At 71.0% G+C, this 25,772-nt stretch carries 23 protein-coding genes; 16 read left to right on the plus strand and 7 right to left on the minus strand.

What is annotated here, in order from left to right; genetic code table 11:
- Positions 1–20: 20 nt before the first annotated feature.
- The 3 genes from ACFY3V_RS11000 (at position 21) to ACFY3V_RS11010 (ending at position 3,555) form a co-directional block, all read left to right on the plus strand.
- Entirely contained in the window at positions 21–1,406 is a 1,386-nt protein-coding gene (locus ACFY3V_RS11000) for a GH1 family beta-glucosidase (protein ID WP_362897159.1), read from the plus strand.
- A 34-nt stretch (positions 1,407–1,440) separates the two neighbouring features.
- Positions 1,441–2,448, plus strand: coding sequence for a LacI family DNA-binding transcriptional regulator (locus ACFY3V_RS11005; protein ID WP_350943623.1), 1,008 nt, complete (start codon positions 1,441–1,443; stop codon positions 2,446–2,448).
- Positions 2,449–2,553: 105 nt separating this feature from the next.
- A complete protein-coding gene (locus ACFY3V_RS11010) occupies positions 2,554–3,555 on the plus strand; it encodes a phosphotransferase (RefSeq protein WP_362896982.1) in 1,002 nt (333 codons plus the stop codon).
- Positions 3,556–3,668: 113 nt separating this feature from the next.
- On the opposite strand, the gene ACFY3V_RS11015 is transcribed toward ACFY3V_RS11010, so the two are convergent.
- The gene (locus tag ACFY3V_RS11015; protein WP_389772261.1) at positions 3,669–4,100 is read right to left on the minus strand and encodes a YkvA family protein; all 432 of its coding nucleotides are present in this window, start codon (positions 4,098–4,100) and stop codon (positions 3,669–3,671) included.
- A gap of 201 nt (positions 4,101–4,301) precedes the next feature.
- Here ACFY3V_RS11015 and ACFY3V_RS11020 point away from each other — a divergent pair, with 201 nt between their 5' ends.
- Positions 4,302–5,519 carry an FAD-dependent oxidoreductase gene (locus ACFY3V_RS11020; protein WP_389772264.1) on the plus strand — a complete coding sequence of 406 codons (1,218 nt, stop codon included), beginning with the start codon at positions 4,302–4,304 and terminating at the stop codon, positions 5,517–5,519.
- Between the two features lie 65 nt (positions 5,520–5,584).
- Positions 5,585–6,916, plus strand: coding sequence for a class II 3-deoxy-7-phosphoheptulonate synthase (locus tag ACFY3V_RS11025; protein WP_362896985.1), 1,332 nt, complete (start codon positions 5,585–5,587; stop codon positions 6,914–6,916).
- A 93-nt stretch (positions 6,917–7,009) separates the two neighbouring features.
- Here ACFY3V_RS11025 and trxA read toward each other — a convergent pair whose 3' ends face one another.
- Together trxA and ACFY3V_RS11035 are read right to left on the minus strand one after the other, a co-directional pair.
- The gene (trxA, locus tag ACFY3V_RS11030; protein ID WP_344748620.1) at positions 7,010–7,381 is read right to left on the minus strand and encodes a thioredoxin; all 372 of its coding nucleotides are present in this window, start codon (positions 7,379–7,381) and stop codon (positions 7,010–7,012) included.
- A gap of 297 nt (positions 7,382–7,678) precedes the next feature.
- A complete protein-coding gene (locus ACFY3V_RS11035) occupies positions 7,679–10,060 on the minus strand; it encodes an ExeM/NucH family extracellular endonuclease (protein ID WP_389772269.1) in 2,382 nt (793 codons plus the stop codon).
- Between the two features lie 163 nt (positions 10,061–10,223).
- On the opposite strand from ACFY3V_RS11035, the gene ACFY3V_RS11040 reads away from it, so the two are divergent.
- The gene (locus ACFY3V_RS11040) at positions 10,224–11,273 is read left to right on the plus strand and encodes a pentapeptide repeat-containing protein (RefSeq protein ID WP_362896987.1); all 1,050 of its coding nucleotides are present in this window, start codon (positions 10,224–10,226) and stop codon (positions 11,271–11,273) included.
- Between the two features lie 81 nt (positions 11,274–11,354).
- On the opposite strand, the gene ACFY3V_RS11045 is transcribed toward ACFY3V_RS11040, so the two are convergent.
- A complete protein-coding gene (locus tag ACFY3V_RS11045; RefSeq protein ID WP_362896988.1) occupies positions 11,355–12,191 on the minus strand; it encodes an alpha/beta hydrolase in 837 nt (278 codons plus the stop codon).
- A 166-nt stretch (positions 12,192–12,357) separates the two neighbouring features.
- On the opposite strand from ACFY3V_RS11045, the gene ACFY3V_RS11050 reads away from it, so the two are divergent.
- Positions 12,358–13,044, plus strand: coding sequence for a permease prefix domain 1-containing protein (locus tag ACFY3V_RS11050; protein ID WP_362896989.1), 687 nt, complete (start codon positions 12,358–12,360; stop codon positions 13,042–13,044).
- Between the two features lie 19 nt (positions 13,045–13,063).
- On the opposite strand, the gene ACFY3V_RS11055 is transcribed toward ACFY3V_RS11050, so the two are convergent.
- Positions 13,064–13,393 carry a helix-turn-helix transcriptional regulator gene (locus tag ACFY3V_RS11055; RefSeq protein ID WP_329083327.1) on the minus strand — a complete coding sequence of 110 codons (330 nt, stop codon included), beginning with the start codon at positions 13,391–13,393 and terminating at the stop codon, positions 13,064–13,066.
- A gap of 166 nt (positions 13,394–13,559) precedes the next feature.
- On the opposite strand from ACFY3V_RS11055, the gene ACFY3V_RS11060 reads away from it, so the two are divergent.
- The 8 genes from ACFY3V_RS11060 to menC all read left to right on the plus strand — a co-directional run bounded on the left by ACFY3V_RS11060 (position 13,560) and on the right by menC (position 22,927).
- Positions 13,560–14,744: a cytochrome ubiquinol oxidase subunit I gene (locus ACFY3V_RS11060; protein WP_389772275.1), complete on the plus strand. Its 1,185-nt coding sequence runs from the start codon at positions 13,560–13,562 to the stop codon at positions 14,742–14,744.
- A gap of 11 nt (positions 14,745–14,755) precedes the next feature.
- Positions 14,756–15,526 carry a cytochrome d ubiquinol oxidase subunit II gene (locus tag ACFY3V_RS11065; RefSeq protein ID WP_389772278.1) on the plus strand — a complete coding sequence of 257 codons (771 nt, stop codon included), beginning with the start codon at positions 14,756–14,758 and terminating at the stop codon, positions 15,524–15,526.
- A gap of 16 nt (positions 15,527–15,542) precedes the next feature.
- A complete protein-coding gene (gene cydD / locus ACFY3V_RS11070) occupies positions 15,543–17,348 on the plus strand; it encodes a thiol reductant ABC exporter subunit CydD (RefSeq protein ID WP_389772281.1) in 1,806 nt (601 codons plus the stop codon).
- Positions 17,345–19,111, plus strand: a complete 1,767-nt coding sequence (gene cydC / locus ACFY3V_RS11075) for a thiol reductant ABC exporter subunit CydC (protein ID WP_389772284.1) — start codon at positions 17,345–17,347, stop codon at positions 19,109–19,111. Before cydD ends, cydC begins: the two co-directional genes overlap by 4 nt.
- A gap of 159 nt (positions 19,112–19,270) precedes the next feature.
- Entirely contained in the window at positions 19,271–19,597 is a 327-nt protein-coding gene (locus ACFY3V_RS11080) for a membrane dipeptidase (RefSeq protein ID WP_362896994.1), read from the plus strand.
- Positions 19,594–20,808, plus strand: coding sequence for a M20 family metallopeptidase (locus tag ACFY3V_RS11085; RefSeq protein WP_389772287.1), 1,215 nt, complete (start codon positions 19,594–19,596; stop codon positions 20,806–20,808). Before ACFY3V_RS11080 ends, ACFY3V_RS11085 begins: the two co-directional genes overlap by 4 nt.
- Positions 20,805–21,587, plus strand: coding sequence for a GNAT family N-acetyltransferase (locus ACFY3V_RS11090; protein ID WP_389772290.1), 783 nt, complete (start codon positions 20,805–20,807; stop codon positions 21,585–21,587). The genes ACFY3V_RS11085 and ACFY3V_RS11090 overlap by 4 nt, the downstream gene beginning before the upstream one ends.
- Before the next feature lie 239 nt (positions 21,588–21,826).
- On the plus strand, positions 21,827–22,927 hold the full coding sequence (gene menC / locus ACFY3V_RS11095) for an o-succinylbenzoate synthase (protein WP_389772293.1): 1,101 nt from the start codon (positions 21,827–21,829) through the stop codon (positions 22,925–22,927).
- A 588-nt stretch (positions 22,928–23,515) separates the two neighbouring features.
- Here the strand turns inward: menC and ACFY3V_RS11100 are convergent.
- Complete coding sequence (locus tag ACFY3V_RS11100) at positions 23,516–24,757, minus strand: RNA-guided endonuclease TnpB family protein (protein ID WP_362896999.1); 1,242 nt, start codon at positions 24,755–24,757, stop codon at positions 23,516–23,518.
- 27 nt (positions 24,758–24,784) lie between these two features.
- Between ACFY3V_RS11100 and ACFY3V_RS11105 the strand changes: the two genes are divergently transcribed.
- Positions 24,785–24,907, plus strand: a complete 123-nt coding sequence (locus tag ACFY3V_RS11105) for a hypothetical protein (RefSeq protein WP_362897000.1) — start codon at positions 24,785–24,787, stop codon at positions 24,905–24,907.
- 53 nt (positions 24,908–24,960) lie between these two features.
- Here the strand turns inward: ACFY3V_RS11105 and ACFY3V_RS11110 are convergent, their stop codons facing one another.
- Entirely contained in the window at positions 24,961–25,497 is a 537-nt protein-coding gene (locus ACFY3V_RS11110; RefSeq protein ID WP_389772297.1) for a GNAT family N-acetyltransferase, read from the minus strand.
- Positions 25,498–25,772 lie beyond the last annotated feature (275 nt).

A 25,772-nucleotide genomic window follows, 5' to 3' on the forward strand; every position in this document is an offset into this window, starting at 1 on the left:
GGATCAAGAGCCCGGATCTAATGTTTCCGACGAACTTCGTCTGGGGTGCGGCCACCTCCGCCTACCAGATCGAGGGCGCTGTCTCGGAGGGCGGCCGAGGCCGCTCCATCTGGGACACCTTCGTCAAGCAGCCGGGAAAGGTGGTAAACGGCGAGCACGCCGACATCGCCATCGACCATTACAACCGCTACCGGGACGACGTGCGGATGATGGCCGAACTCGGCCTCAGCGCGTATCGGTTCTCCGTCTCCTGGCCCCGGATCCAGCCCGAGGGGCGCGGGGCCGTCAACCCCGCGGGCATCGACTTCTACAGCCGTCTGGTCGACGAGCTCCTCTCCCGGGGCGTCGACCCGTGGGTGACGCTCTACCACTGGGACCTGCCCCAGCCCCTGGAAGACGCGGGCGGCTGGCCGGCACGGGACACATCGAAGCGCTTCGCCGACTACGCGATGGCCGTGCACGACGCGCTGAGCGACCGGGTCCGCAACTGGAGCACGGTCAACGAGCCCTGGTGCTCGGCGTACCTCGGGTACGCCTCGGGAGAGCACGCCCCCGGGCGGCGTGAGCCGGAAAAGGCGGTGTACGCCGCCCACCACCTCCTGCTCGCGCACGGCCTGGCCGCGCAGGCGATCCGTGCCCAGCGGCCGGAAAGCATGATCGGCGGCTGCGTCAACCTGTACGCGATCTCGCCCCAGACCTCCTCGGAGGCCGACCAGGACGCCGCCCGCCGCATCGACGGGCTGCAGAACCGTTTCTTCCTGGACGCCCTGCTCAAGGGCGAGTACCCCGACGACGTCCTGGTGGACCTCGGCCGGCCCGAAGGGCTCGTCCACGACGGCGACATGGAGATCATCTCGACGCCGCTGGACAAGCTGCTGATCAACTACTACAGCCGCTTCACCGTCTCGGGAACCCCCGGCGGCGCCGCGTCGGCCGCGGCGGCACCCACCGACAGCGGGTCGCCCTGGGTGGGCAGCGAGCACGTGTCGTTCGTCGAGGGCGGGCGCCCCGTGACGGCCATGGGCTGGGAGATCGACCAGGCGGGACTGCTGGAGATCCTGCACCGGCTGGCCGCCGAGTACCCGCGCGTCCCGCTGGTCATCTCCGAGAACGGTGCGGCCTTCGACGACGTCGTGGGCCCCGACGGGGTCGTCCACGACCGCGACCGAGTCGACTACTTCGACGCCCACCTGCGCACCTGCCACGCCGCCATCGAGGCCGGGATCCCGCTGGAGGGCTACTTCGCCTGGTCGCTGATGGACAACTTCGAGTGGGCGTGGGGGTACGGCAAGCGGTTCGGGCTGGTACACGTCGATTATGAAACCCAGATTAGAGTTCCCAAAGAGAGCGCTCTCTGGTATGCCGGGACCATCAGGCGTGGAGGCCTGAGCGGTCCGGCAGAATAGGGGCCGGGAAATTCATCACTGGGGGCACAATCACATGAACGGCGACCGTCGTCCGACGCTTGAGGCGGTCGCGGCCCTGGCAGGTGTCGGCCGGGGCACGGTGTCGCGGGTCATCAACGGCTCGCCGAAGGTGAGCGAGAGGGCTCGCGACGCCGTGCTGCGGGCGATCCAGGAGCTGGGTTACGTGCCCAACCGGGCGGCCCGCGCGCTGGTCACCCGGCGCACCGACACCGTGGCACTGGTCGTCTCGGAGTCGGAGCTGAGGGTCTTCGACGAGCCGTACTTCGCCGGGACCATCCGCGGCATCGGCTCGGCCCTGTCGGAGACCGGCCTGCAACTGATCCTCGCGATGGCGCAGTCGGCGCAGGAGCACGAGCGGCTGGAGCACTATCTGACCGGGCAGCACGTCGACGGGGTGCTGCTGATCTCCCTGCACGGCGCCGACCCGCTGCCGGGGCGGCTGGAGGCGATGGGCGTGCCGACCGTCATCGGCGGTCGGCCGGTCGGCCTCACCCCCTACAGCTACGTCGACGTCGACAACCGGGCCGGGGCCAGGCAGGCGGTCAAATACCTGCTGAGCAAGGGCCGCCGCCGGATCGCCACCATCGCGGGCACCCAGGACATGGGCGTGGGCGTCGACCGGCTCGCGGGCTACCGCGACGCGCTGATCGCGACCGGCGTGAGCGAGATGGTGACGTACGGCGACTTCAGCGAGGAGAGCGGCATGGCGGCGATGCACAGGCTGCTCGCCGAACACCAGGACCTCGACGCCGTCTTCACCGCCTCCGACCCGATGGCGCTGGGTGCGATGCGTGTGCTGCGCGAGGCGGGGAAGTCGATTCCCGGTGACGTGGCGGTGATCGGCTTCGACGACTCCCCCGCGGGGGCGCACTCCTCACCCGCTCTGACCACCGTGCACCAGCCCACCGAGTCGATGGGCCGGCAGATGGCCCATCTGCTCGTCGCCCGCATCAACGGCGAGCAGCTGGAGCAGCCGGTGGTCATACTGGACACCCACCTGATCGAGCGCGACTCCGCCTGACCTGCCCTTCAAGGGTCGGCGCCAACCTTCCTCCCCTGCCCGGCGCGCCGTGTTCAGGCCGTACCACCGTTCCCCAGCCGCGCCGAGGCAGGACGAGGTAGGACAATGGACAGCAGGACGAAACGCCCGCTCACGCTCGCCCAGCTCGACGCGCTGGCGCGGCGGGCCCTGGGGGTCGGCCTCTCCTCCGGCACCGAGTCCGCCACCGAGCTCACCGGCGGCTTCGCCAACGCCGTGTGGCGGCTCACCCTGCTGGACGGGCGGGAGGTGGTCATGAAACTGGCACCGCCGCCCGAGCTGGAGCAGCTGCGCTACGAGCGCAACCTGTTGCGTACCGAGGCCACGGTCTACGGCCTGGCCGCTCAAGCGGGGATTCCGGTCCCCGAGCTGCTGCGCGCCGGGTTCGACGATCCGGTGCTGGGCGGCGACTACCTGGTCCTGTCCGTCCTCGACGGGGTGCCCTGGAGCCGGGCGAAACCGGCGGAGGCCGACCGGCGGGCCCTGCGCAGAGAGCTCGGCGGCCACCTGGCCAGGCTGCACGCGATCACCGGCGACGTCTACGGCTATCCGTACGCGGGCCTGACCGGGAGCACATGGCGGGAGGCGTTCCTGGTGATGACCGATGCGATCCTGGCCGACGCGGGCCGCTACGCCACCCCGCTGCCGAGGCCGGTGTCCGAGATCGCGGCGGCGATCGAGGCGGGTGCGAGCGCGTTGGAGGAGGTCGTGACCCCCTGCCTCGTCCACTTCGACCTGGGGTCGGGCAACGTCTTCCTGACCCGCGACGAGACACCGCGCATCCAGGCGATCATCGACCACGAGCGGGCCTTCTGGGGTGACCCGCTCGCCGACTTCGTCGTCCCGACGATCTTCGGCGAGCTGGAGGAGTCCGATCCGATCGTCGCCGGATACCGCGACGCGGGCGGCGTCGTGGAGTTCACCGGCCCCGCCCGTACCCGGATGGTCCTCTACCGTCTCTACCTGGCGCTGATGATCCTGATCGAGAACGGCCCCCGCCGGTATCCGGAGAAGGAGTACGCCCCCCTGCGCGACCGCTGCGCCGCCGACGTGCTCGAAGCCCTCGACAAGCTCTCGGCGGCGCCGTGACCCGCGTCACTCGGGTGACCTGAGCCGCTCGTCGCCGCCGACACGGGAAGGCACGGAGGGCATGGAAAGGCACGGACGGACACGGGAAGGCACGGACGGGCGGCGACTCGCGATCATCCGGGCCCTCCGACGAGGCGTCGTACGACGGTGAGCCCTTCGGGCGTACCGGGCCAGTGTCCTGCCAGCGCGTCCGGGCCCGCACGCCTGACGACCGACCGCAGGACGAAGGCGACGACGATCGCGTCGTCGGCGTAGCCGAGCACCGGGATGAAGTCGGGGATCAGGTCGATGGGCAGTGCCAGGTAGCCCAGCAGCAGCCACAGCCGGACCCGTACCCCGCGAGGCAGGCCGTCGTCGCGCGCGAGCCTGGCGACCAGGCGGAGCAGGTCGGGCAGCAGGCGCAACGCCTCCCCCAGGGCGCCGCCCCTGGGGCGCGCCATCACCAGGAAGACGGCGAGCACGAGCCAGAGCAACAGCATGCCCCCCGCGATCGCCGCGGCCACCTGCCAGACCTCGGCCACCTTGCTCACCTTCCTCGCTCTCACCGGTTCTCGCCGCCCGCGAACGCCTTCGCGCCGACGGCTCCGGGGCAGAGAGGCGGATATGACGGATATGGCCGAACCGGAGATCAGGATACGCGTGCCGGGAAGACGGGCCGAGGCGGAGAGCCCTGCTTCACCACTGTCGCCCCCGAACCTGTTTCCTTCTCCCGGATCCTGTGTCAGAATTTCACTAGGTGATGAATTATGCGGAGAAACACATGCGTGATCGCCGGGGGCGGCCCGGCGGGGGCGATGCTGGCGCTGCTGCTGGCCAGGGCCGGCGTCGAGGTGACGCTCCTGGAGAAACACGAAGACTTCCTGCGGGACTTCAGGGGTGACACCATCCACCCCTCGACCCTGCAGATCCTCGACGAGCTGGGGCTGGCCGAGGAGTTCCACCGGCTCCCGCACCGCAAGGCGTACACGATGGAGATCCGCACCGACGACGCCACGGTGCCGGTCGCCGACCTGAGGCGGCTCAAAGGCAGATATCAGTACATCGCCTTCGTGCCGCAGTGGGACTTCCTCGACCTGCTGACCACCGCCGCCGGGCGCTATCCGAACTTCCGCCTCATCATGAAGGCCGAGGTGTACGGGGTGATCCGCGAGGGTGACGCGGTGCGCGGGGTCCGCTACCGAGACCCCTCGGGCGAGCACGAACTGCGCGCGACCCTCACCGTGGCCGCCGACGGCCGCCACTCCGACGTACGCCGGGCCGCAGGCCTCGTCCCCGTCGAGCACAGCGCCCCCATGGACGTGGTCTGGTTCCGGCTGCCGCGCGAGCCCTCCGACCCCGACGAGACGTTCCTGCGGGTGTCCAACGGCCACATGATGGTGTCGATCAACCGCGAGACCTACTGGCAGCTCGCCTACCTGATCCCCAAGGGCGGCTTCGAAACCCTGCGCTCGGAGGGGATCGAGGCGCTGCGCGGGCCGGTCGCCAGGCTCCTGCCCTTCCTCGACGACCGGGCCGGACGGCTGCGGGACTTCGGGGAGGTCAGCGTGCTCTCGGTCGCGCTCAACCGGCTGCGCCGCTGGCACCGCCCCGGCCTGCTGGTCATCGGCGACGCCGCGCACGCCATGTCGCCGATCTTCGGCGTCGGCATCAATCTGGCCGTACAGGACGCGGTCGCCGCCGCGAACCTGCTGGCCGGGCCGCTCGCCTCCGGGGCCGAGATTCCCGAATCCCTGCTCGCCAAGATCCAGCGGCGGCGCACCCCGCCCACCATGATCACTCAGTTCGCCCAGCGCGTCGTCCAGAGCCGGCTCATCCGCCCGACGCTGAGCGAGCGCGGCCGGCCGGTGCGGCTACCGCGCGACATCTCCCGCCTTCCGCTCATCGGCTCGCTGGCCAGGCGTTTTGTCGGATTTGGCGTCCTCCAGGAGCATGTTTCCAGCCCCGAGGAATCTCACCAGGTATAAAGTCCTTCTCACTACGTGGACGATCGGGTCTGTTCCGACACCCGGTTGCAATAGCCTGGTATGTCGTGAGCATCAACCTCGAATCCTGGCGGCGGCTGCCCGCGGCACAGCAGCCCGAGTGGCCCGACCGTGGCGAGCTGGAGAAGGTCGTCACCGAGCTGAAGAGCCTCCCGCCCCTCGTCTTCGCGGGCGAGTGCGACAACCTCAAAGCCGACCTCGCGGCGGTGGCGCGGGGAGAGGCCTTCGTCCTCCAGGGCGGAGACTGCGCCGAGACCTTCGCCGGCGCCACCGCCGACGACGTGCGCAACAAGCTCAAGACGCTGCTCCAGATGGCCATCGTGCTGACCTACGCGGCGAAGGTCCCCGTGGTGAAGATCGGCCGGATGGCCGGGCAGTTCGCCAAGCCGCGCTCGAAGAACACCGAGATCCGCGACGGTGTCGAGCTGCCCGCATACCGGGGCGACATGGTCAACGGCTTCGAGTTCACCGCCGAGTCCCGCGTTCCCGACCCGTGGCGGCTGCTGCGGGCCTACCACTCCTCGGCGGTGACGCTCAACCTGGTCCGCGCCTTCACCAAGGGCGGTTACGCCGACCTGCGCCAGGTGCACGCCTGGAACCAGGACTTCGTGATCGAGTCCCCGGCCGGCAAGCGCTACGAGCAGCTCGCCCGCGAGATCGACCAGGCGCTCGCCTTCATGCGCGCCTGCGGGGCGGAGCCCGAGGAGTTCCACACCGTCGAGTTCTACTCCTCGCACGAGGCGCTGATCCTCGACTACGATCAGGCGCTCACCCGGATCGACTCGCGGACCGGCCGGCCGTACGACGTCTCGGCGCACATGGTCTGGATCGGCGAGCGCACCCGCCAGCTCGACGGCGCCCACCTGGAGTTCTTCGCCAGCATCCGCAACCCGATCGGCGTCAAGCTCGGCCCGACGACCAGCTCCGAGGACGCCCTCGCGCTGATCGAGAAGCTCAACCCCGACAACGAGGCCGGACGGCTCACCTTCATCACCCGGATGGGCGCGTCGAAGATCCGCGAGCACCTCCCCGAGCTGGTGGAGAAGGTGACCGCGAGCGGCGCCCAGGTGGCGTGGATCTGCGACCCCATGCACGGCAACACCTTCGAGGCACCCAGCGGTCACAAGACCCGCCGCCTGGACGACGTCCTGAACGAGGTGGCGGGCTTCTTCGAGGTACACCGCGCGCTCGGCACCCACCCGGGCGGCGTCCACATCGAGTTCACCGGCGACGACGTCACCGAGTGCGTGGGCGGCGGCGCCGAGATCGTCGAGAACGACCTCGCCAGGCGCTACGAGACGGCCTGTGACCCGCGTCTCAACCGCGGCCAGTCACTCGACCTCGCCTTCCGGGTGGCCGAGCTCTACCGTTCGGTCTGATCTCACCGGCAGGTTCTGCCATCACGCGAAAGCCCCGCGCCATCGGTCTTCCTCCGGTGGCGCGGGGCTTTTCACGTGATCGGGAGCCGGGCATCAGCCCTTCTGCGCGCCCAGCTCGTTGGCGAGCTCGGCGCGGATCGCGTCCATGTCGAGCGCGCGAACCTGGCCGATGAGGTCCTCAAGGGCGGGCTCGGGCAGCGCGCCCGGCTGGGCGAAGACGACGATGCCATCGCGAATGGCCATGATCGTCGGAATCGAGGTGATCTCGAACCCCTGTGCGAGCGCCTGCTCGGCCTCAGTGTCGATCTTGCCGAACTTGATGTCGGTGTGCTTCGCCGACGACTTCTCGAAAATCGGCCCGAAGGTGCGGCACGGTCCGCACCAGGCCGCCCAGAAGTCCAGCAGGACGATCCCCTCGTCGGCGATGTCGTTGAAGTTCTTCTCGGTTACCTCGATGGTGGCCACCGGTGGCTCCTTCTGTCGTTCACGTCTGTATGGCTGGCATAACCACTTCCCCTCCCCGCGCATTCCATCCCGCCATCCCGCCGGGCATGCTCCTCGCACGGCCCGCACGCCTCCCGCCCGGCGTCGCGCGTCGCACCGGATCTCTCCTTTTCCCCGGAGTCGGAACCGGAGGCCGAGGGCGGGGGTCGGTCCCACGCCCCTCGCCGGCCGGGCCGGGCCTGGCCTGGCCGGGTCATACGGCGAGACCTCCGCGGGGCGGCCCCGCGGAGGTCTCGCGTCAATGTGCCGTGGTCGCGATCAGTGCTTTCCACCGGTCAGCGTCAGTCCGATGATCACGGGGTCGTGGTCGGAGGAGCGGAACGCGTCGGGCTGGTAGAGGCTCGGCGGGTTGAACTCGGTGTTGTAGTCGAGGATCCGGCTCTCGTCGGCGTTGATGTGCCAGATCGTCGCGCTGGTCACGCGCTTGAGCAGGTCCTTGCCGACCAGGGCGTGGTCCAGCTCGCCGACCAGTCCGTCGAAGAGGTAGCTGTAGCGCAGCGGCGCCGGGACGAACCTCTTGGTCACGCTGGTCAGGCCCGCCGCCTCCAGGGTGTCGATCGGGTCCTCCTCGCCGTAGGCGTTGAGGTCGCCGAGGACGAGCGGGTTGGTCAGCTTCAGGCTGTCGATCAGGCCCAGCGTCGCCTGCGCCTGGCGGACGCGCTCGCCGTTGTAGCAGCTCTGCCCGTCACCCTGGTCGGCGTCGGGACCCACCGCCTGCGCGTCGCAGCCCTTGGACTTGAAGTGGTTGACCAGCACGGTGAAGGACTGGCCGCCCTGGACCCTGCGGAAGGTCTGGATCAGCGGAGGCCTGCGGAAGACCGGGTCGGTGGAGGAGCGCGCGGCACCCACCGGCTCGACCCTGCCCGGCTTGTAGATGGCGGTCACGTGGATCAGGTCGGTGCCGGGATAGGGGTGGGTGATCGCCGCGTAGGTGCCGGCGCCGACCTCGGCGTTGAGCGCGTCGACCAGGGCCTGCACCGCGGTCTGGCCGTTGTTCTGGACCTCCATGAGACCGACGACGTCGGCGTTCATGCCCTTCAGCGCGGCGACGAGCTTGGCCAGCTGGCGCTGCTGCTCAGGGGCGTTGCTCGCACCGCGCGAGCCGAGGGTGGTGAACCAGTTGAGCGTGTTGAGGCTGGCCACCTTGACGTTGCCGATGACCGGGAACGGCGCGGGCAGGCGCGGGTTGGTCCGCAGGAAGTTGACCTGCTTGGTCGGCTGGAGGCGGTACTTGCCGAAGCCGTACCCCATCACACCGGTGACGCCGAGCGCGGTGTCACCAAGACGAACGGTGCGCGGGTCGGTGTAGGGGATCGTCGCCGGGTTCTCCACCGTGGAGCCGTCGTCCAGCAGCAGGGTGCGCCGCGCGTTCTTGGCGGCGTCCACTCCCGCCCGGTCGGTCGGCTGGAACACCCGCCCCCCGGAGGCGACGGTGACCTCGCCGTAGCGGCCCAGGTTGTAGTGGTCGTTGACGGTGAGCAGCTCGGGGAAGGTGACGAGCATGCTCTCGACGGGCTCGAAGGTCGCGCCCTCGGCGAGCGGCAGCTTCTGCTTGAGCGGGGTGATGGTGCCCTTTCCACAGACGTCCACCGCGGTGACCGGCGACAGCTCGGTCCAGCCGTTGAACTCGATGACCCTGCCGGTGACCAGGACACGGTCGCCGACCTTGACGTCCTTGAAGGTGTCGCGGGCGAAGGCGAACAGCCCCTCGGAGGTGGCCGGGTCGGAGTCGGGGGTCGGGTCCTGCAGGAAGAAGCCGCTGAGCTGCGTGCTCTTCTGGAGGTCGGCGGTCACGACGCCCTCGACGCGGACGGTCTGGCCCGCCAGCGGGCTGACGTCACCGCTCCCCTGCACCTGGGCGATCTGGTGGGTGACCGGAATCTCGCACGGCTCCCCCGTCGGCGTGGGCGTCGGGGTGGGGGTCGGCGTGGGCTCCACCGTCGGGGTCGGCGTGGGGGTGGGGGTCGGCTCGACGTCACCGCAGGGCGCGGGGGTGGTCGCCCGGTTGCGCGGCGCCGGGTCCCCTGTCTCCACGTCGTCACCGTTGACGTCGCTGTCGGCGCAGCCGTGGTCCTTGCGCAGGCCCGCCAGGGCGACCGCGAGGGCGGGGGCGGCGGTGCCCTCGAAGTAGTTGGCGCCGCCGTACCCGATCAGGTCGGCGATGAGTGCCGTCTGCTCCGGTGCGCAGGGAGCGGAGCCGCCGTTGCACGCCAGACCCGTGGCCGAGCGGACCAGGGCCACCTTGCCCGCGGTGCCGCTCAGGTTGATCGTTCCTGTGGTGTCCGCGGCGGGCAGCGGGGAGCCGTTGGCGCCTCCGGCCAGCTGGACCAGGTGGTACTGGCCGGGCGCGAGGGTGCCCGCCAGAGGGACGACCGGGTTGGCGCCGAAGTTGCCCGTACCGGTGGCGCTCGCGTACTGGACGGACCAGCCGTCCAGGGCGACGGGCGCGGCGCTGCGGTTGAACAGCTCGACGTAGTCGTTGGCGAGCGGCGCTCCGGCGTTGCCGCCACCGCCGTAGACCTGGCTGATGACGACGGTGCCCGGTTCCGCCAGGGCCGGGGATGAGGCGAGGGCCGCGACGCCGGTGGTGGCGAGGCCGACGGCCACGAGGGCGGCGAACGCCCGGGTTGAAGCACGCATGAACCGGAGCGTAAGGCTCCATGCATTGCTTATCACTCACATATAAGTGGATAGATAGTGAAATCCCGAATATTGACACTTCATGTCTATCCGACCCGGTCAGATATGGCTTTCCTTGACCTAGAAGTCGCTTGTCCCGGCGTTGACGGGTATCACTGGAATTATGAGAACTCTGGACGTGGGTTGGGTCACCTGCGCCGCCTCCCCCGAGTGTGCCGGATCCGCGCGGCAACCGTACGGGCGGTGCCTGGCACATCTGGACACCGCCGAGCTCGACGAGGTCGCCCGCGGCCTCTCCCCCGGTTCCGCCGTCGACCTGCGGGCCACCGTCGTCGGCAGGGATCTGCTGGAACGGATCCTCACCGCCACCCGAGGGCGCCTGGGCCGGGCCCGGTTCGACTGGGCGACCTTTCCCGAGAGCGTACGGTTCGGCGACATCACGTTCGGCGGGGACGTCTCCTTCGACCACGCGCACTTCCGGCGTCTCGCCTCGTTCTTCAACGCCCGTTTCGCACGCAACGCCTCCTTCAGGGAGGCGAGGTTCGACCGGGGGTTGTCCCTGCACGGCGTCGCCGTCACCGGGCACGCGGCCTTCGACCGGGTCTCCATCGACGGTGACGCCCTGTTCGGGGCCGCCCTCTTCGACCGGACCGCGTCCTTCGAGTGCGCCGACTTCCATGGCTTCGTCACCTTCGACGGCACCGGCTTCGCGGGTGATGCGACCCTGCGAGGATGCAGGTTCCGCCGTACGGTGTCCTTCCGCAAGACGAGCTTCGGCGGGCTGGCCGGGTTCGACGGCGCGCGTTTCTCCGCGGGCGGCTACCTGGCCCCGATCTCGGTCGGCCGCCACCTCACCCTCGCCGGGGCGTGGGCGGGCAAGGGGCTCGACGTGACCACGGGCGGGTGCTCGGTGGACCTGCGGCGCCTGGAGGTGGGCGGGCGGTTGAACGTCCGGCTCGACGACGCCGAGGCCGACCTGGAGGGGGCGACCCTGCGCGGCCCCGCCACGGTGCGGGGCCGGGACGGCGCCAGGGTGACCTCGCTGCACGAGGTGGACGCCGAGGAGCTGGAACTCGCCGACCTGGATCTCAGCACCTGCCTCTTCACCGGCATCCGCCATCCGGAAGGACTCAGGATGAGCGGCTGCGCGCTCGCCGTCGTCCCGCGCGGGACGCGCTGGTGGTCCCTGTGGCGCTCCCCCGACCACGGGTGAGAGCTTTTCGCGCGGCCGGACGGCCCACCGGGGTCCGGCCGTGCGGACCCGGGAGCGGGAAAGGGCGGGGAGCCGTGACGGTCAGCAGGTCGTTCGGGGGCTCTCACCCGGATCGGCTCCCGTCAGGAAGGCCGTGACGTCCTCCGCGAACCGCCCGCTGCGGAAGGCTCCCAGGTGGCCGAGGCCCGGATAGGTGATCAGGCGGCCGTCACGGACCCCCTCGGCGGTCCGCCTGAAGAGTTCGACCGGGTAGTCCAGATCTCTCTCGCCGCCGATGACCAGGGTGGGGGCGGCGACGTCGGCGAGACGGCCGGTCAGATCGAACCTCTCCTCGGCGCGGGCGAAGGCGAGCATGTCGCGAGGGTCGTCGGGGCGCGCCAGCGGGTCCAGCAGCCACAGCAGCGCCCCGGCGAGGGCCTGTCCCGCGGGCGAGGCGGCGGCTGTGACCGCCTGGTGCTGCAGGCCGCGCCGCCCGGCGGCGACCGCCTCGGTGTAACGGCGCTGGAGCCGCCGGACGCGTGGCGTGAGCCTGCAGGCCGCCCCCGCCACGACCAGCGTGCGGACCGCGTCCGGACGGTCGGCCGCCATTTGCAGCGCCACCGAACCTCCCGACGACAGGCCCATCACGTCGACGGGTCCGCCGAACCGCGCGTGCAGGGCATCGGCGTGCCGGGCGGCGATGTCGGCCATGGTGGTTCCCTCGGCCATGCCGGGAGCACGGCCGACGGCGTACAGCCGGAAGTGGCGGGCCAGCGGGGCCAGCACCCGCAGTTCCAGGCCGCGCGCCAGTCCGGTCGGGTTGGCGTGGGCGGGGGTGAACCAGCGCAGCACGACGAGCGGCGCGCCATCGCCGAGGGCGTAGTACGGCAGGCCGCCCGCCAGCGTGCCCTCACGCACCTCAAGATCCTTGATCCTCACGACGAGCCCCTCCCTCCCACCGGTGCCGCTGGGTTCGAGCGTATTCGCAGGTGGGCGTGGGCCGCCTCGGGGTCTTCTCAGGGGCCTCCCCGATGCGCGGGTTCCGGACGGGAGACCAGGATGGGAGACGCGTACCCTGGATGGAAATCGGGCGACTGGAGAGCACATGGCAGGCACCGGGGTCATCGAGGATTACGTGACCGGGCTCAGCCGCACTCTCAGGGGTCCTCGGAGACCGAAGCTCGACATGATCGCCGAGGCGCGCGACAGCCTGCTCGACACCGCCGAGGCACTGGAGGGCGAGGGCCTGAGGCGTGAGGAGGCCGAGCGGGCCGCGGTCGAGGAGTTCGGGACGATCCGCGAGATCGCGCCCGGCTACCAGGAGGAGCTGTCCAACTCGGCGGGCCGGAGGCTCGCGGCCCTGCTGTTCGTCACCGTGCCGCTCACCACGGTCATGTGGAGCGTGATCTGGAAGATCTTTCCCGCCGCCCCGGCGTACGAGACCATGCCTGACTGGTTCGTCCCGGTCGCCCGTGGCGTGGACCTGCTCCAGATGCTCACCGGCGTGATCGGCGGGGTCGCACTGTTCGCGCTGGGCAGAGGGCTGCGCAGGATCAGGCGGCCCCGGCTCGTCACCCGGGCCCTGGCCGTGTTCGTCTGGGCCATGCTGCCGGTCATGCTCGTGCTGTGCGGGGCGCTGATGTTCGGCTCACGCGGCTCGGCCGGGTTCGGCGACTATCCGCCGGGGATCGTCGCGTCGCTGATGAGCTACGTGTTCTGGCTCACGCAGCTGTACTGCGCCTCCCGCTGCCTGAGTGTCACCCGGCGCGGCCCCGTCCCCGTGACCGCCTGAGAGCCGGCTCGGGAGGGCGTCAGCGGGTGGTGCGCGGTTCCAGGACGCTGCCGATCACCCCGGCGAACTCCCGCCAGGCGGAGCGCTCGCCGGCGAGGGCCGTACGCCCCGAGGAGGTGAGCCGGTAGGTGCGCCGCTTGCGCCCGCCCACCGTGGCCCACTCACTGGCCAGGTATCCGGCCTGCTCCAGCCGCCGCAGCGCCGGGTAGACCGTGCCCGTCGGCACGTTCAGCGCGCCGCCGCTGCGCGCCTGGAGCGCCTCGATGATCGCGTAACCGTGCAGCGGCTCGTGCTCCAGCACGGAGAGCAGCAGGGCGTCCATGTGACCGCGGAGCGCGTCGGTGTTCATCCGGTCGCCTCCGCCCACCGGGCGGATCCCGTCTCACCGCACCCGGCGGTTCGTTCACTTCGCTGGCTCACGTCGTCAGCCTACCTCTCGTATAGGCATGCTACATGTAGGCGTTCTACATGTAGCATGCCTATAGGTAGACAGACATAACAATGGAGGTGAGACCGTGGACGTGCTCGACCTGGCCCGGACGCAGTTCGCCGTGACAGGAAGCCTCCACTTCCTGTTCGTCGTGCTGACCCTGGGCCTGGCCCCCCTGATCGCGATCATGCACACCCGCTACGCCGTCACCGGAAAGCCGGTCCACGAAAGGGCGACCCGCTTCTGGGGCCAGATCTACGTGATCAACTACGCGCTCGGCATCCTCACCGGACTGGTGATGGAGTTCCAGTTCGGCATGAACTGGAGCGGCCTGTCGCACTACGCCGGGGACGTCTTCGGCGCGCCGCTCGCGATCGAGACACTCGGCGCCTTCTTCCTGGAGTCCACCTTCCTGGGGCTGTGGATCTTCGGCTGGCACCGGCTACCGAAATGGCTCCACGTGGCGTGCATCTGGGTGGTGACGCTGACCGCCTACGCCTCCGCCTTCTGGATCATGGTGGCCAACTCGTTCCTGCAGAACCCGGCGGGAGCCGTGGACGGGGACGGCCACCTCGTCCTGACCGACTTCGGCGCGCTGCTCACCAACCCGACGCTCACCATGGCGCTGCCGCACGTGCTCGGCGCGGGCCTGTGGACCGGCGGTTTCGTGCTGATGGGTGCGAGCGCGTACCAGCTGTTCCGGCGCACCGCCGAGCGGGAGTTCTTCACGAGCTCGCTCCGCACCGGAGTGATCACCTCCCTCGTCGGCTCACTGATCACGGTCGGCTTCGGCTACGCCCAGTTCGGCCCGCTCTCCCTGTTCCAGCCGGACAAGTTCGACGACGGGGGCCTGGCCGCATGGGCGCTCGGCCTCATGATCGCGATCGGCCAACTGCTCCAGTTCTTCGTCATGCTGGTGCTGGCGCCGACCGTGTACTGGCTGCCGCGCTGGCGCTGGGCACACCCCCTGCTGATCGCGATCACCCCGCTGCCGTTCGTGGCGGCGATCCTGGGCTGGCTGGCGCGGGAGTCCGGCAGGCAGCCCTGGATGATCAACGGCAGGCTGACCGTCGCCGACGCCATGTCCCCCGGCCTCACCTCCCAGATGGTCAGCGTCTCGCTCATCGCCTTCGGCGGCGTGCTCGCCCTGCTCGCGGTGATCGACTACGTGCTGATCGCCCGCACCGTACGGCGCGGACCCGCCGCCACCACCCTCGGCGCGGACGCACCGGCCGACCCCACCGAGCGCGCGCACGCGCTCAGCCACTAGGGAGACAGACCGTGGACATCCTCTGGCTCGGCGTGTTCGCCCTCCTGCTGATCGGCTACTTCGCCCTGGAGGGCTTCGACATCGGCCTGGGCATGCTGTTGCCCGTACTCGGCAGGACGAGGAGGGACCGGGACGAGATCGTCGCCGCCATGGCGCCGTTCGTCCTGGCCAACGAGGTGTGGCTGGTGGCCGTGGCGGGCGTGCTGTTCGGCGTCTTCCCCTCGATCGAGGGAGACGTGCTGTTCGGCCTCTACCCGCTGGTGGTCTCCCTGCTGGTGTCGTGGATCGTGCGCGACGCCGGGTTCTGGTTCCGCCGCCGCGCCGACGGGGGCGCGTGGCGGACGACCTGGGACTGGGCGATCGTCGCCGGCTCGTACGGTCTCGCGCTGAGCTGGGGCATGGCCCTGGTCGCGGTGGCCGGCGGCCTGACGGGGTCCCCGATCAGCCTGCCGGGACTGGTCGGCGGGCTGGTGGTCGCCGCGCTGCTCGCCTTCCACGGCTGGACGTTCGCCTCGTGGCGGCTGCCCGGACAGGTGACCGGCGCGCGCCGCACCGGACGGGCGCTCCTGCTCTCCGCGTGCGCCGCCGCGGCGCCCGTCGCGGTGCTGCTCGCCGTACTCGCCCCCTGGCTGCTCGACCGCACCGCGCCCGCCGGGACGCTGAGTGTGTTGAGTGTCATGATTCTGCCCTTCGCACCGGTCATGGTGGCTGCGCAAGTATGGGTATGGCGGACGTTCGGTCCCGGGCGCGCCGCCTCCGATCGGGTTCCCTCGTTCTTCTGAGCTCTCTAGGGTTGGCATGCACAAGGATCTTGTACGGCTGGCACTGGGCGAGCGGGCCGTCCGCCGCCACCTGGCCCTGTGCCTGGCCGCCGCCGTCCTGACCGGGCTGCTCGTCCTCGTCCAGGCGGAGCTGCTCGCCGGGGTGCTGTCCGGACGGTTCGCGGCCCCGGCCCTGATCCTGCTGGCGCTCGTCGTCGGCATCCGGGCGCTGCTCACCCTGGGGCAGGGAGTCGCCGCCGGGCGCATGACCACCGGGGTGAAGTCCGCCCTGCGGCGCCGCCTGCTGGCGCGGCTGCGGGATCTGGGTCCCGTCAGGCCCGCCTCGCAGCGCTCGGGCGAACTGGTGACCCTGACCGGCCGGGGCCTGGACGCCCTCGACCCCTACCTGTCGGGCTACCTGTCGGCGGTGGCGGTCGCGGGTGTCGTGCCGATCGCGGTGCTCGTCCGGCTGTTCACCGCCGACCTGGCCAGTGCGGTGATCGTACTGGTCACGCTGCCGCTCATCCCGATCTTCGGGGCACTGGTCGGCATGCACACCAAGGCCGTGACGGAGCGCCAGTGGAAGGCCCTGTCCCGCCTCGGCGGGCACTTCCTGGACGTGGTCAGGGGCCTTCCCACGCTGCGGGCCTTCGGCAGGGCCCGCTACCAGGCCGAGGTGATCCGGCGGGTGGCCGACGCCCACCGGGCCGCGACGATGCGCACGCTGCGGGTGGCGTTCCTGTCCTCGCTCGTCCTTGAGCTGGCCGCGTCCCTGTCGCTCGCCCTGGTCGCCGTCCCGGTGGGCCTGCGGCTGCTTTCCGGCTCCCTGGACCTGTCGACCGCGCTGCTGGTCCTGCTCCTGGCCCCGGAGGCGTACCTGCCGCTGCGCACCATGGGCGGCAGGTTCCACGCGGCGATGGAGGGCGTCGCCGCCGCCGACGAGGCGTTCGCCGTCCTCGACGGCGAGGCGGGAGCCCCGAGGGCGACGGGGGCCGCGGGAGCCACGGCGGTCACGGCGGCCTCGGCGGTCACGGCGGTCACGGCGGTCACGGCGGTCACGGCGGTGGGGCCCGCGCGCGGCGGGCGGGCGGGAACGCGTCCGGCGGAGGAATCCCCGCCGGAGGCGGAGTCCGCAGCGGGGAGGGCGCCGGAGATCCGGCTGGAGCATGTCACGGTGCGCTACCCCGACCGCGAGGAGGCCGCGCTGCGGGACGTGTCGCTGGTGATCGCCCCCGGCGAGCGGGTGGCCCTGGTCGGCGAGAGCGGTGCGGGCAAGAGCACCCTGCTCCACCTGCTGCTCGGCTTCGTCACCCCCACCGAGGGCCGGGTGCTCGTCGACGGCGCCGAGATCGGCGACCACGACTCCTGGCGGGCGCGCCTGGCGTTCGTCCCCCAGCGCCCGCACCTCTTCGCCACCTCGGTGGCCGACAACATCAGGCTCGGTGCCCCCGGTGCGACGATCGAGGAGGTCGGGGTCGCGGCGCGGGCCGCGCAGGCGGAGGAGTTCATCCTGGCGCTGCCCGAGGGCTACCACACGGTGCTCGGCGAGCGCGGGACGAACCTGTCGGCCGGGCAGCGGCAGCGGGTCGCGCTCGCCCGCGCGTTCTGCCGCCCGGAGGCCGACCTGCTCCTGCTGGACGAGCCGACCGCGCGGCTCGACGGCCGCAGCGAGGGCGCGGTCGTGAACGCGACCCGCGAGCTCGCCGAGGGCCGCACCGCCGTGATCGTCGCCCACCGGCCCGCGATGATCGACCTGGCCGACCGGGTGATCCGGATCGCCGACGGCCGGGTGGTGGCCGGGGAGAGACCTCCGGCGGGGACACGAGAGGAGGTCTCTCCGTGACCGATGTCAGCCAGATCCCGACGGGCCGGACGGACGGGGAGCGGACGGAGGCGCGACCGGTGGACCGGGCGGGCGGACGACCGGTGGGCCGGTCCGGCGGGCGGCTCGCCCTCGCCGCGGCTGCGGGGGCGGCGGCCGAGCTGGCCGGGCTCGGGCTGATCGGGTCCGCCGCGTGGCTCATCACCAGGGCCGCCGAGCAGCCGCCGCTCGCGGCGCTGAGCGTGGCGATCGTCGGGGTCAGGGCGTTCGCGACGACCAAGGGCGTCTTCCGCTACGGGGAGCGGCTGGCCGGTCACGACGTGGCGCTGCGGGCCCAGGCGACGACCAGGGAGCGGCTCTACCGGGCGCTCATCCCCACAGGATCGCCGAAGCAGCGGGGGGCCGACCTGCTCAGCCGCATGGTCGACGACACCGACGCGGTACAGGACCTGCTCGTACGCTGCCTGCTGCCGGCGCTGGCGGCGCTGGTCACCGGCGTGGCCGCGGTGGTGATCGGCCTGTTCCTGCTCCCGGTGGCGGCATTGGCGCTCCTCGCCGGGCTGCTGGTGGCCGGGGTGCTGATCCCGGCGGGCACGGCCGCCGCCGCGCGGCGCTGGTCGGCGCGGATCGCCCCGGCACGGGCCGACCTGGCCACCCGGGTCGCCGATCTGGTGCACGGGGCCGCAGACCTCGCCGCCTACGGGGCGGACGAGCGGGCACTCGCCGCCGCCGCCGAGACCGACGCCCGGCTGGCGGCGCTGGAGCGCAGGCAGGCGCGGGCGAACGCGGTGGCCTCGGCCCTGGGCATGCTCACCCAGGGACTGACCGTGACGGCCGTCGTGCTGCTGGCGGGAAGCTCGGGGGCGGGTTCGGTGACCACCGCGGTGCTCGCGCTGGTCTCGCTGGTGTCCTTCGAGCCGGTACTGCCGATGGCCGTGGCCGGGGAGCGGCTGACCGGGGTGCTCGCCGCCCTGCGCCGCCTGCGGGAGGTGGGCGCGACCCCTCCGGCGGTGACCGAGCCGTCCGTCCCGCTCCCTGTCCCCGGCGGGCCTCCGACCGTCGAGATCGAGAACCTGGTGGTCCGGCACGACACCGGCCTCGCCCCCGCCCTGGACGGCGTCAGCCTCACCCTCACCCCCGGCAGGCGCGTCGCCCTGGTCGGCCCCAGCGGTGCCGGCAAGAGCAGCCTGCTGTCGGCCCTGATGCGCCTGGTCGAACCCGAGTCGGGGACGATCAAGGTCGGCGGGGTGGACGTCCGGGAGCTCGCCTCCGACGACGTGCGGCGGGTGATGACCGGGCTGACGCAGGATCCGTACGTGTTCCAGACCTCGCTGAGGGACAACCTGCGGCTCGCGGGCCCGGAGGCCGGCGAGGAGGAGCTGGCCGAGGCGGTGCGGCGGGCACGCCTGGACCGGTGGGTGGAGCGCACCGGCTGGGACGCGACGCTCGGGGAGGACGGGCGTACGGTGTCCGGTGGCCAGTTGCAGCGGCTGGCGCTGGCGCGGGCGCTGCTGCACGACCCGCCGGTGCTGCTGCTCGACGAGCCCGCCGAGGCCCTGGACGAGACGACGGCGGACGCGCTCATGGCCGACCTCCTGGACGCCACCCACGGCCACACGACGCTGCTCGTCACGCACCGGCTGCGCGGGCTGGAGCGGGTGGACGAGATCGTCGTACTGGAGAACGGGTCGGTGACGCAGCGGGGCACCCACCGGGAGCTGGTCTCCTCTCCCGGCTACTACCGTGACCTGTGGCGCTCGGAGGCGCTCACCGCCGGCCGGTGACGCCTGCCCACCCGCCGCCCGTTTCTCCTCTCCGGCCGGAGCGAAACAAGTGATCTTGGCCGATTGGACGAACAATTCACCACTCTTAGGAAAACCAGACGAATTACATCTCCCTCAACCTGTCGTACCGTCGCGGTAACCACGCAGGAGGGCTGGCCCGTGTCCGTTGAGCTCCACCACCGCGCCGTCGTCGCGGACACCCACAATGATCTGCTGATGGCGGTCACCGCGCGTCCGCCGGACCGCTGGGCGTCGTTCTTCGTGCGCGAGGCGCTGCGGAACGTGACTCCCCCGTGCTGCGAGCAGGACTACGGCGCCGATCCCTTCGCGGCCCTGCCGGGACTGTCGGGACTGTCGGGCACCAGCGGGCTGCCCCTGGTCACCGACGCCCTGCTCAAGCACGGCTTCGCCGACGAGGAGATCACGAAGATCATCGGCGGCAACGTACACCGGCTGTTCCGCGCCGAACTGGGACGAGCACGATGAACCTGGACGTCATGCTCGAGGACCTGGAGGAGCTCGTCGCGTGCGAGTCGTTCTCCGCCGACCACGAGGCGGTTGCCCATAGCGCCCGGGTGGTCGCCGACCAGGGGTTCAGGAGGCTCGGCGCACGCGCCGAGACGATCGTGATCGACGGGGTCACCCACCTGCGGTGGACCTTCGGCACACCTCGGGTCCTGCTGGTCGGCCACCACGACACGGTCTGGCCGCTCGGGACGCTCGCCGAGCGCCCCTGGTCGGTGAGCGGCGGGATCGCCCGGGGCCCCGGGGTGTTCGACATGAAGGCCGGGCTGGTGCAGGCGTTTCACGCACTCGCCGCGCTGCCCTCGCCGGACGGGGTGTGCGTGCTGGTCACCGGCGACGAGGAGGTCGGTTCACCGTCCTCACGCGCGCTGATCGAGGAGTCGGCACGCGGCCTCGCGGCCGCGTTCGTGCTGGAGGCGAGCGCCGACGGCGGAGCGCTCAAGACGGCACGCAAGGGAACGTCGCTCTACGAGCTCGTGGTGCGCGGAACGGCCTCGCATGCCGGCCTGGAACCGGAGAAGGGGGTGAACGCGGGGATCGAGCTGGCCCACCAGATCCTCGCCGTCACCGGGATCGCCGACCGGGTGAACGGTGCTCCCCATGCCGTGACGACGGCGGAGACGTCGCCCGCCGCGACGCGCGGGCTGCCCCTGCTCCACGATCCGCGGCCGGGCTCCACGGCACCGGGGACGCCATCCGGCGGGCCCGGCGGCCTGGGCCGGACCACCGTCACGCCCACGGTGCTGTCGGCGGGGACCACGGTCAACACCGTGCCCGCGCTGGCCCGCCTGTCGGTGGACGTGCGGGTGCCCACACTCGCCGCGCAGGAGCGGGTGGACGAGCTGATGAGGGCACTGTCCCCCCGGCTCGCCGGGACCCGGCTGGAGGTGACGGGCGGCCCGAACCGCCCTCCCCTGGAGGAGGCCTCGTCGGCCGGACTGTTCGCCGTCGCCCAGCGGATCGCCGACGGCCTCGGGCTCGCCCCGCTCATCGGTGTCGGAGTGGGCGGAGCCTCCGACGGCAACTACACCGCCGGAGCCGGCTGTCCCACCCTCGACGGGCTGGGCGCGGTGGGCGGCGGCGCCCACGCCGACGGTGAGCACGTGGTCGTGGCCGAGATGCCCGGCCGTACGGCGCTGCTGGCCGGCCTGCTCCGGGCGACGCTCGGATGAACGGCGTGATACTGCGCGAGCTGCGCTCCATCGAGGAGATGGAGGAGGTCTTCCGGCTGTTCGACGGCATCTGGCACCCCGATCCCGGCGGGGAGCCCATCACCGTCGAGCTGATGCGGGCGCTGTCACACGCGGGCAACTACGTCACCGGCGCCTACCAGGGCGATCGGCTGGTGGGCGCCTCGGTCGGCTTCCTCGCCGCCCCGGCCGGGCAGGTGCTGCACTCGCACGTCACCGGCGCCGCCGTCGGGCGCGGCATCGGATTCGCGCTCAAGTCGCACCAGCGCCGCTGGGCACTCGACCGGGGCCTGGATCGCATCACCTGGACCTACGATCCGCTGGTGCGCCGCAACGCCCACTTCAACCTGGTCAAGCTCGGTGCCCGTCCCGAGGAGTACCTGCCGTCCTTCTACGGCGTGATGGAGGACGCGATCAACGCGGGCGACGAGTCCGACCGGATGCTCACCGTCTGGCGGCTGACCGAGCCGCAGGTGCTCGCCGCCGTACAGGGCGAGCCGCACCGGCCGAAGATCCCGTCGGACGTGGTGACCGCACTGGCCGAACGCGACGGCCGACCGGTCCCGGGAAGGACCGACGCCCGGGCGCTGCTGGTCGCGATACCGGCCGACATCGAGGCGCTGCGCCGCACCGATCCCGGCGCGGCCAAGTCATGGCGCCACGCCGTGCGCGACGTGCTCGGCTCACTGATGGGAGAAGGTGCCCGGGTGACCGGGTTCACCACCAAGGGCGACTACCTCGTGGAAAGGGCGCCCGGGTGACCGGGTTCACCACCAAGGGCGATTGCCTCGTGGAGCTGACCGGGTTCATCGCGAGGGCCGCCACCCGGTGGAGCTGCGCCGCTGAGTGTCCCGATCTGCGAGGCTCGCGGCGGAGGCTCCGGAGACGTCCGGCGGGGCGCGCGGAGAAGGACGCGGCGCGAGCCGCGCGACAATCGTGGAACGGGTCGCCTGACCGGCGGCGCTAGAGGAGGGAGACGCGGCGGAGGCCGCACATCGTCATGAAGATCACTGGAATCGAACTGCGGCGGATCAAAATGCCGCTGGTCGCCCCCTTCCGCACCTCGTTCGGCACCGAGACCGAACGCGACGTCCTGCTGCTGCGCGTCGTCACCCCCGACGCCGAGGGCTGGGGCGAGTGCGTGGCCATGTCCGACCCCCTCTACTCCTCCGAATACGTCGACGGCGCCGCCGACGTCCTGCGCCGTTTCCTCATCCCCGCCCTGCCCACCCACGTCGACGCCCACGGCGTGAACCGCGCCCTGCGCCCTTTCAAGGGCCATCGCATGGCCAAGGCGGCCCTGGAGACCGCCGTCCTGGACGCCGGGCTTCGCACCTCCGGCGAGTCCTTCGCCTCCTTCCTCGGCGCGGAGGCCGACCGTGTGCCCTGCGGAGTGTCGGTCGGCATCATGGACTCCGTCCCCCGGCTCCTCGACGCCGTCGCCGGCTACCTCGACGAGGGCTACACGCGGATCAAACTGAAGATCGAACCGGGCTGGGACCTCGCCCCCGTCCGGGCCGTCCGCGAACGCTTCGGCGACGACCTTCTCCTGCAGGTCGACGCCAACGCCGCCTACACCCTCGCCGACGCCCCCCACCTGGCCAAACTCGACCCCCTGAACCTGCTGCTCATCGAGCAGCCCCTCGCGAACGACGACATGGTCCAGCACGCCCGGCTCGCCACGAAGATCACCACTCCCGTCTGCCTGGACGAGTCCATCGAGTCGGCCGAGCACGCGGCCGCCGCCATCACCCTGGGCGCCTGCTCGATCATCAACGTCAAGCCCGGCCGCGTCGGCGGCTACCTCGAGGCGCGACGCATCCACGACCTCGCCCGCGCCCACGGCGTCGCCCTGTGGTGCGGCGGCATGCTGGAGACCGGGATCGGCCGCGCGGCCAACCTCGCCCTCGCCGCGATGCCCGGCTTCACGCTGCCCGGCGACACCTCCGCCTCGCGCCGCTACTACGCCACCGACATCACCGCCCCCTTCGAGCTGGACGAAGGGCATCTGGAGGTCCCCACCGGGCCCGGCATCGGTGTCGCCCCCGTCGCCGCGATCCTGGACGAGGTCACCGTCTCCACCGAATGGATCACCGTCTGAAGCGTTCCCCACCTCGGCGAGAACCCAGGTGGAGCCGGTCGTGGCGAGCGCCGCGGCCGGTTCCCCTTCTCGTCGCCTTCCACGGCGCGGCCGGTCTTCGGCCTCGCCCGTCCGGAACGGGAGAGGCGGAGGACCGGCCTCTCTCAGCCGCGCCTGAGGCGGGGCACCGCTCAAGCAGGGACCGGGTGTAGTCGTCCCTGGGTGACCCCACCACGTCCTCGGTCGCCCCCATCTCGACCAGCCTGCCCCGGTGCATCACCGCGACGATGTCGGAGACGTACCGGAACACGGCGAGGTTGTGCGAGATGAACAGGGGCGCCGAGTACGGCCACCGCTCCTGCTTTTCTCATCGGGACTCCAGAGAGGTGGGGTGATGCCCCACAGTTGCCTTTTCCCGGCGCTCCTTCTTCGTCCTCTGTCACGAAAAGACCAGGACACATCGTGCTATCGCCCGAAGAGCCGCATCTGGAGCACCACGGTGGGCCGTGCGTCGGAATCGGCCAGATCCAGGCCACTGATCTCGACGAGTCGCTTCAACCGTTGACGCGCTCCCCGGCCTGAAGGGCCGGGGATTCAGTCCATGCCGTGTCATGCGGCACCTCTGTGGCTTCCTGCTTCATCGGCATCCGCCACCGCGAGCGGTGGTCTTACGTCACCTCCACAGGCGTTTAACGTCTCCGCCTCCCGCCGCCTCCCGGCGGCGGGTTTCCGTCCAGCGGCGACGGTCCGTCGGCCCTCGGCCAGGATGTTGCGTGCGGCGTTGACGTCACGGTCATGGACCGCCCCGCACGGGCACATCCACGATCGGACGTTCAGCGGTAGGGCGGTGGCGACGGTGCCGCACTGTGAACACATCTTGGAGGAGGGGAACCATCGGTCGATCTTGGCGAAGGTGCGGCCGTAGCGTTTCGCCTTGTACTCCAGCATCCCGACGAAGGCCGACCAGCCCGCGTCATGGACACTCTTGGCCAGCCGGGTGCGGGCCAGGCCCTTCACCGACAGGTCCTCCACGTAGATCGCTTGGTTGTCACCGATCAACTGGGTGGAGAGCTTGTGGGCGAAGTCCCGGCGCGCATCGGTCACCCGGGCATGCGCGCGGGCGACCTTGACGACGGCCTTGGCGCGGTTGTTCGACCCCTTCGCCTTACGGCCGAGGGCTTTCTGCGCCTTGCGGAGCTTCTTCGCCGCGCGCCGCAGGAATCGAGGGTTGTCGATCTTCCGGCCGTCGGACAGTACCGCGAAGTGGGTGAGCCCCAGGTCGACGCCGACCTCGGACGCCGTCTCGGGCAGCGGCTCCTCAGTGGTCTCGACCGCGAACGAGGCGAAGTACCGCCCGGCCGCGTCCTTGATCACCGTCACCGACGAGGGCTCGGCGGGCAGCGAACGCGACCAGCGCACCACCACCTCGCCGATCTTCGGCAGGCGCAACCTCCCGCCCGCCGTGACCGCGAACCGGGCATTGCGGGTGAACCGGATCGCCTGGCGGTTGTCCTTGCGCGACCGGAACCGGGGCAAGCCGACCTTGGGCCCCTGGCGCTTACCGGTGATCGAGGCGAAGAAGTTGCGGTACGCGGTGTTCAGATCGGCCAGCGCCTGCTGAAGAACCACGCTGGAAACCTCGCCCAGCCATGCCCGCTGCGGCGTCGCCTTCGCGGCGGTCAGACGCCGGGACAGCTCCGCGTCGCCCAGGTAGGCCAAACCTGCCCGGTGGGCGTCCTGGCGGGCGCGCAGCCCGTCGTTGAACACCACCCGCGCGCACCCGAACGCCCGCGCCAGCGCCTGACACTGAGCGGCGTCCGGGTAGAGCCGGTAACGGTAACGAAGCTGCACGGCACCGATGGTTCCATGACGGAACGTATGAGTGTTCGAGAACTCCGCGACCAGTTGGGACACCAGATCGGCGCCGCTCCCTTCACCGGCGAACCCACCATCGTGGAGCGGCACGGAGAGCCCCGCGTCGTCCTGGTGTCCTACACCTAGACGAGTAAGTCCGAAGTGCGGGGACCGTGTTTCGCCGAGCATCGACCCGCAGATCAACTGCCGTGGATGGCGTCGAATTCACCGCGGGTGATCGCCAGGACCCGCACTGACTGCCCGTAGGCCGGGACTACCGTCTCCCGCTCCTGGCGCATGCCCAGCTTCGTCATAACGCGGGCGGACGCGTGGTGATCGGCGTGGCAGATACTAATGATCCGATCCAGGCCCGCCTCGGCGAATCCGAAGCGCAGTACCTCTCCGGCCGCCTCAGTGGCGATACCCCGGCCCCAGAAACGCCGTCCCAGACGCCAACCGATCTCCACAGCCGGCAGAACTTCGGGAAGGAAGCCAGGGACCGTCAGCCCCACCCAGCCGACCAGTTCCCCGGTCTCGCGCAGCTCCACGGCGAATATTCCGAAGCCACGCTCGTCCCACTCCCGTTCCATGAACGCGAGTGCGGCGGCGGTCTGCTCCTTGCTGCGGACCGAGCCATCACCGATGAAGCGCATGACCTCCGGATCTCCGTCGATCGCGGCCAGCGGCTCCAGATCCTCCTCACGCCAGCGGCGCAGCACCAGCCGCTCGGTTCTCACTCCCATCACGATCGATTTCCCCTCAGTCGGACTGCCTTCAGGCATCCGGTCCCGCAGACACAGCGAGGGCGCCCAGGATCCTGTTGTGACGCAAGATCTGAACACCCTCTTGACCGCACTATATGTGAAGATCGACGACGGGATCGGAGGAAGCCGGTGGATGGGCAGACCGCCCTTGCTCAGCGACTCCGAACTCGTTTGCCTGGCGGTGGGGGGGGGGGGGGGGGGGGGCCCCCCCCCCCCCCCCCCCCCCCGCCGGGGGGGGGGGGGGGGGG

The sequence above is a fragment of the Streptosporangium sp. NPDC000095 genome (assembly GCF_042899335.1).
Taxonomy (GTDB): domain Bacteria; phylum Actinomycetota; class Actinomycetes; order Streptosporangiales; family Streptosporangiaceae; genus Streptosporangium.

Excerpts from the sequence above, each read along its gene's own strand:
- ACFY3V_RS11000 (WP_362897159.1), top strand. The coding sequence starts at position 21 with ATGTTTCCGACGAACTTCGTCTGGGGTGCGGCCACCTCCGCCTACCAG.
- ACFY3V_RS11005 (WP_350943623.1), top strand. The coding sequence starts at position 1,441 with ATGAACGGCGACCGTCGTCCGACGCTTGAGGCGGTCGCGGCCCTGGCA.
- ACFY3V_RS11010 (WP_362896982.1), top strand. The coding sequence starts at position 2,554 with ATGGACAGCAGGACGAAACGCCCGCTCACGCTCGCCCAGCTCGACGCG.
- ACFY3V_RS11020 (WP_389772264.1), top strand. The coding sequence starts at position 4,302 with ATGCGGAGAAACACATGCGTGATCGCCGGGGGCGGCCCGGCGGGGGCG.
- ACFY3V_RS11035 (WP_389772269.1), bottom strand. The coding sequence starts at position 10,060 with ATGCGTGCTTCAACCCGGGCGTTCGCCGCCCTCGTGGCCGTCGGCCTC.
- ACFY3V_RS11040 (WP_362896987.1), top strand. The coding sequence starts at position 10,224 with ATGAGAACTCTGGACGTGGGTTGGGTCACCTGCGCCGCCTCCCCCGAG.
- ACFY3V_RS11050 (WP_362896989.1), top strand. The coding sequence starts at position 12,358 with ATGGCAGGCACCGGGGTCATCGAGGATTACGTGACCGGGCTCAGCCGC.
- ACFY3V_RS11055 (WP_329083327.1), bottom strand. The coding sequence starts at position 13,393 with ATGAACACCGACGCGCTCCGCGGTCACATGGACGCCCTGCTGCTCTCC.
- cydD (WP_389772281.1), top strand. The coding sequence starts at position 15,543 with ATGCACAAGGATCTTGTACGGCTGGCACTGGGCGAGCGGGCCGTCCGC.
- ACFY3V_RS11085 (WP_389772287.1), top strand. The coding sequence starts at position 19,594 with ATGAACCTGGACGTCATGCTCGAGGACCTGGAGGAGCTCGTCGCGTGC.
- ACFY3V_RS11090 (WP_389772290.1), top strand. The coding sequence starts at position 20,805 with ATGAACGGCGTGATACTGCGCGAGCTGCGCTCCATCGAGGAGATGGAG.
- menC (WP_389772293.1), top strand. The coding sequence starts at position 21,827 with ATGAAGATCACTGGAATCGAACTGCGGCGGATCAAAATGCCGCTGGTC.
- ACFY3V_RS11105 (WP_362897000.1), top strand. The coding sequence starts at position 24,785 with ATGAGTGTTCGAGAACTCCGCGACCAGTTGGGACACCAGATCGGCGCC.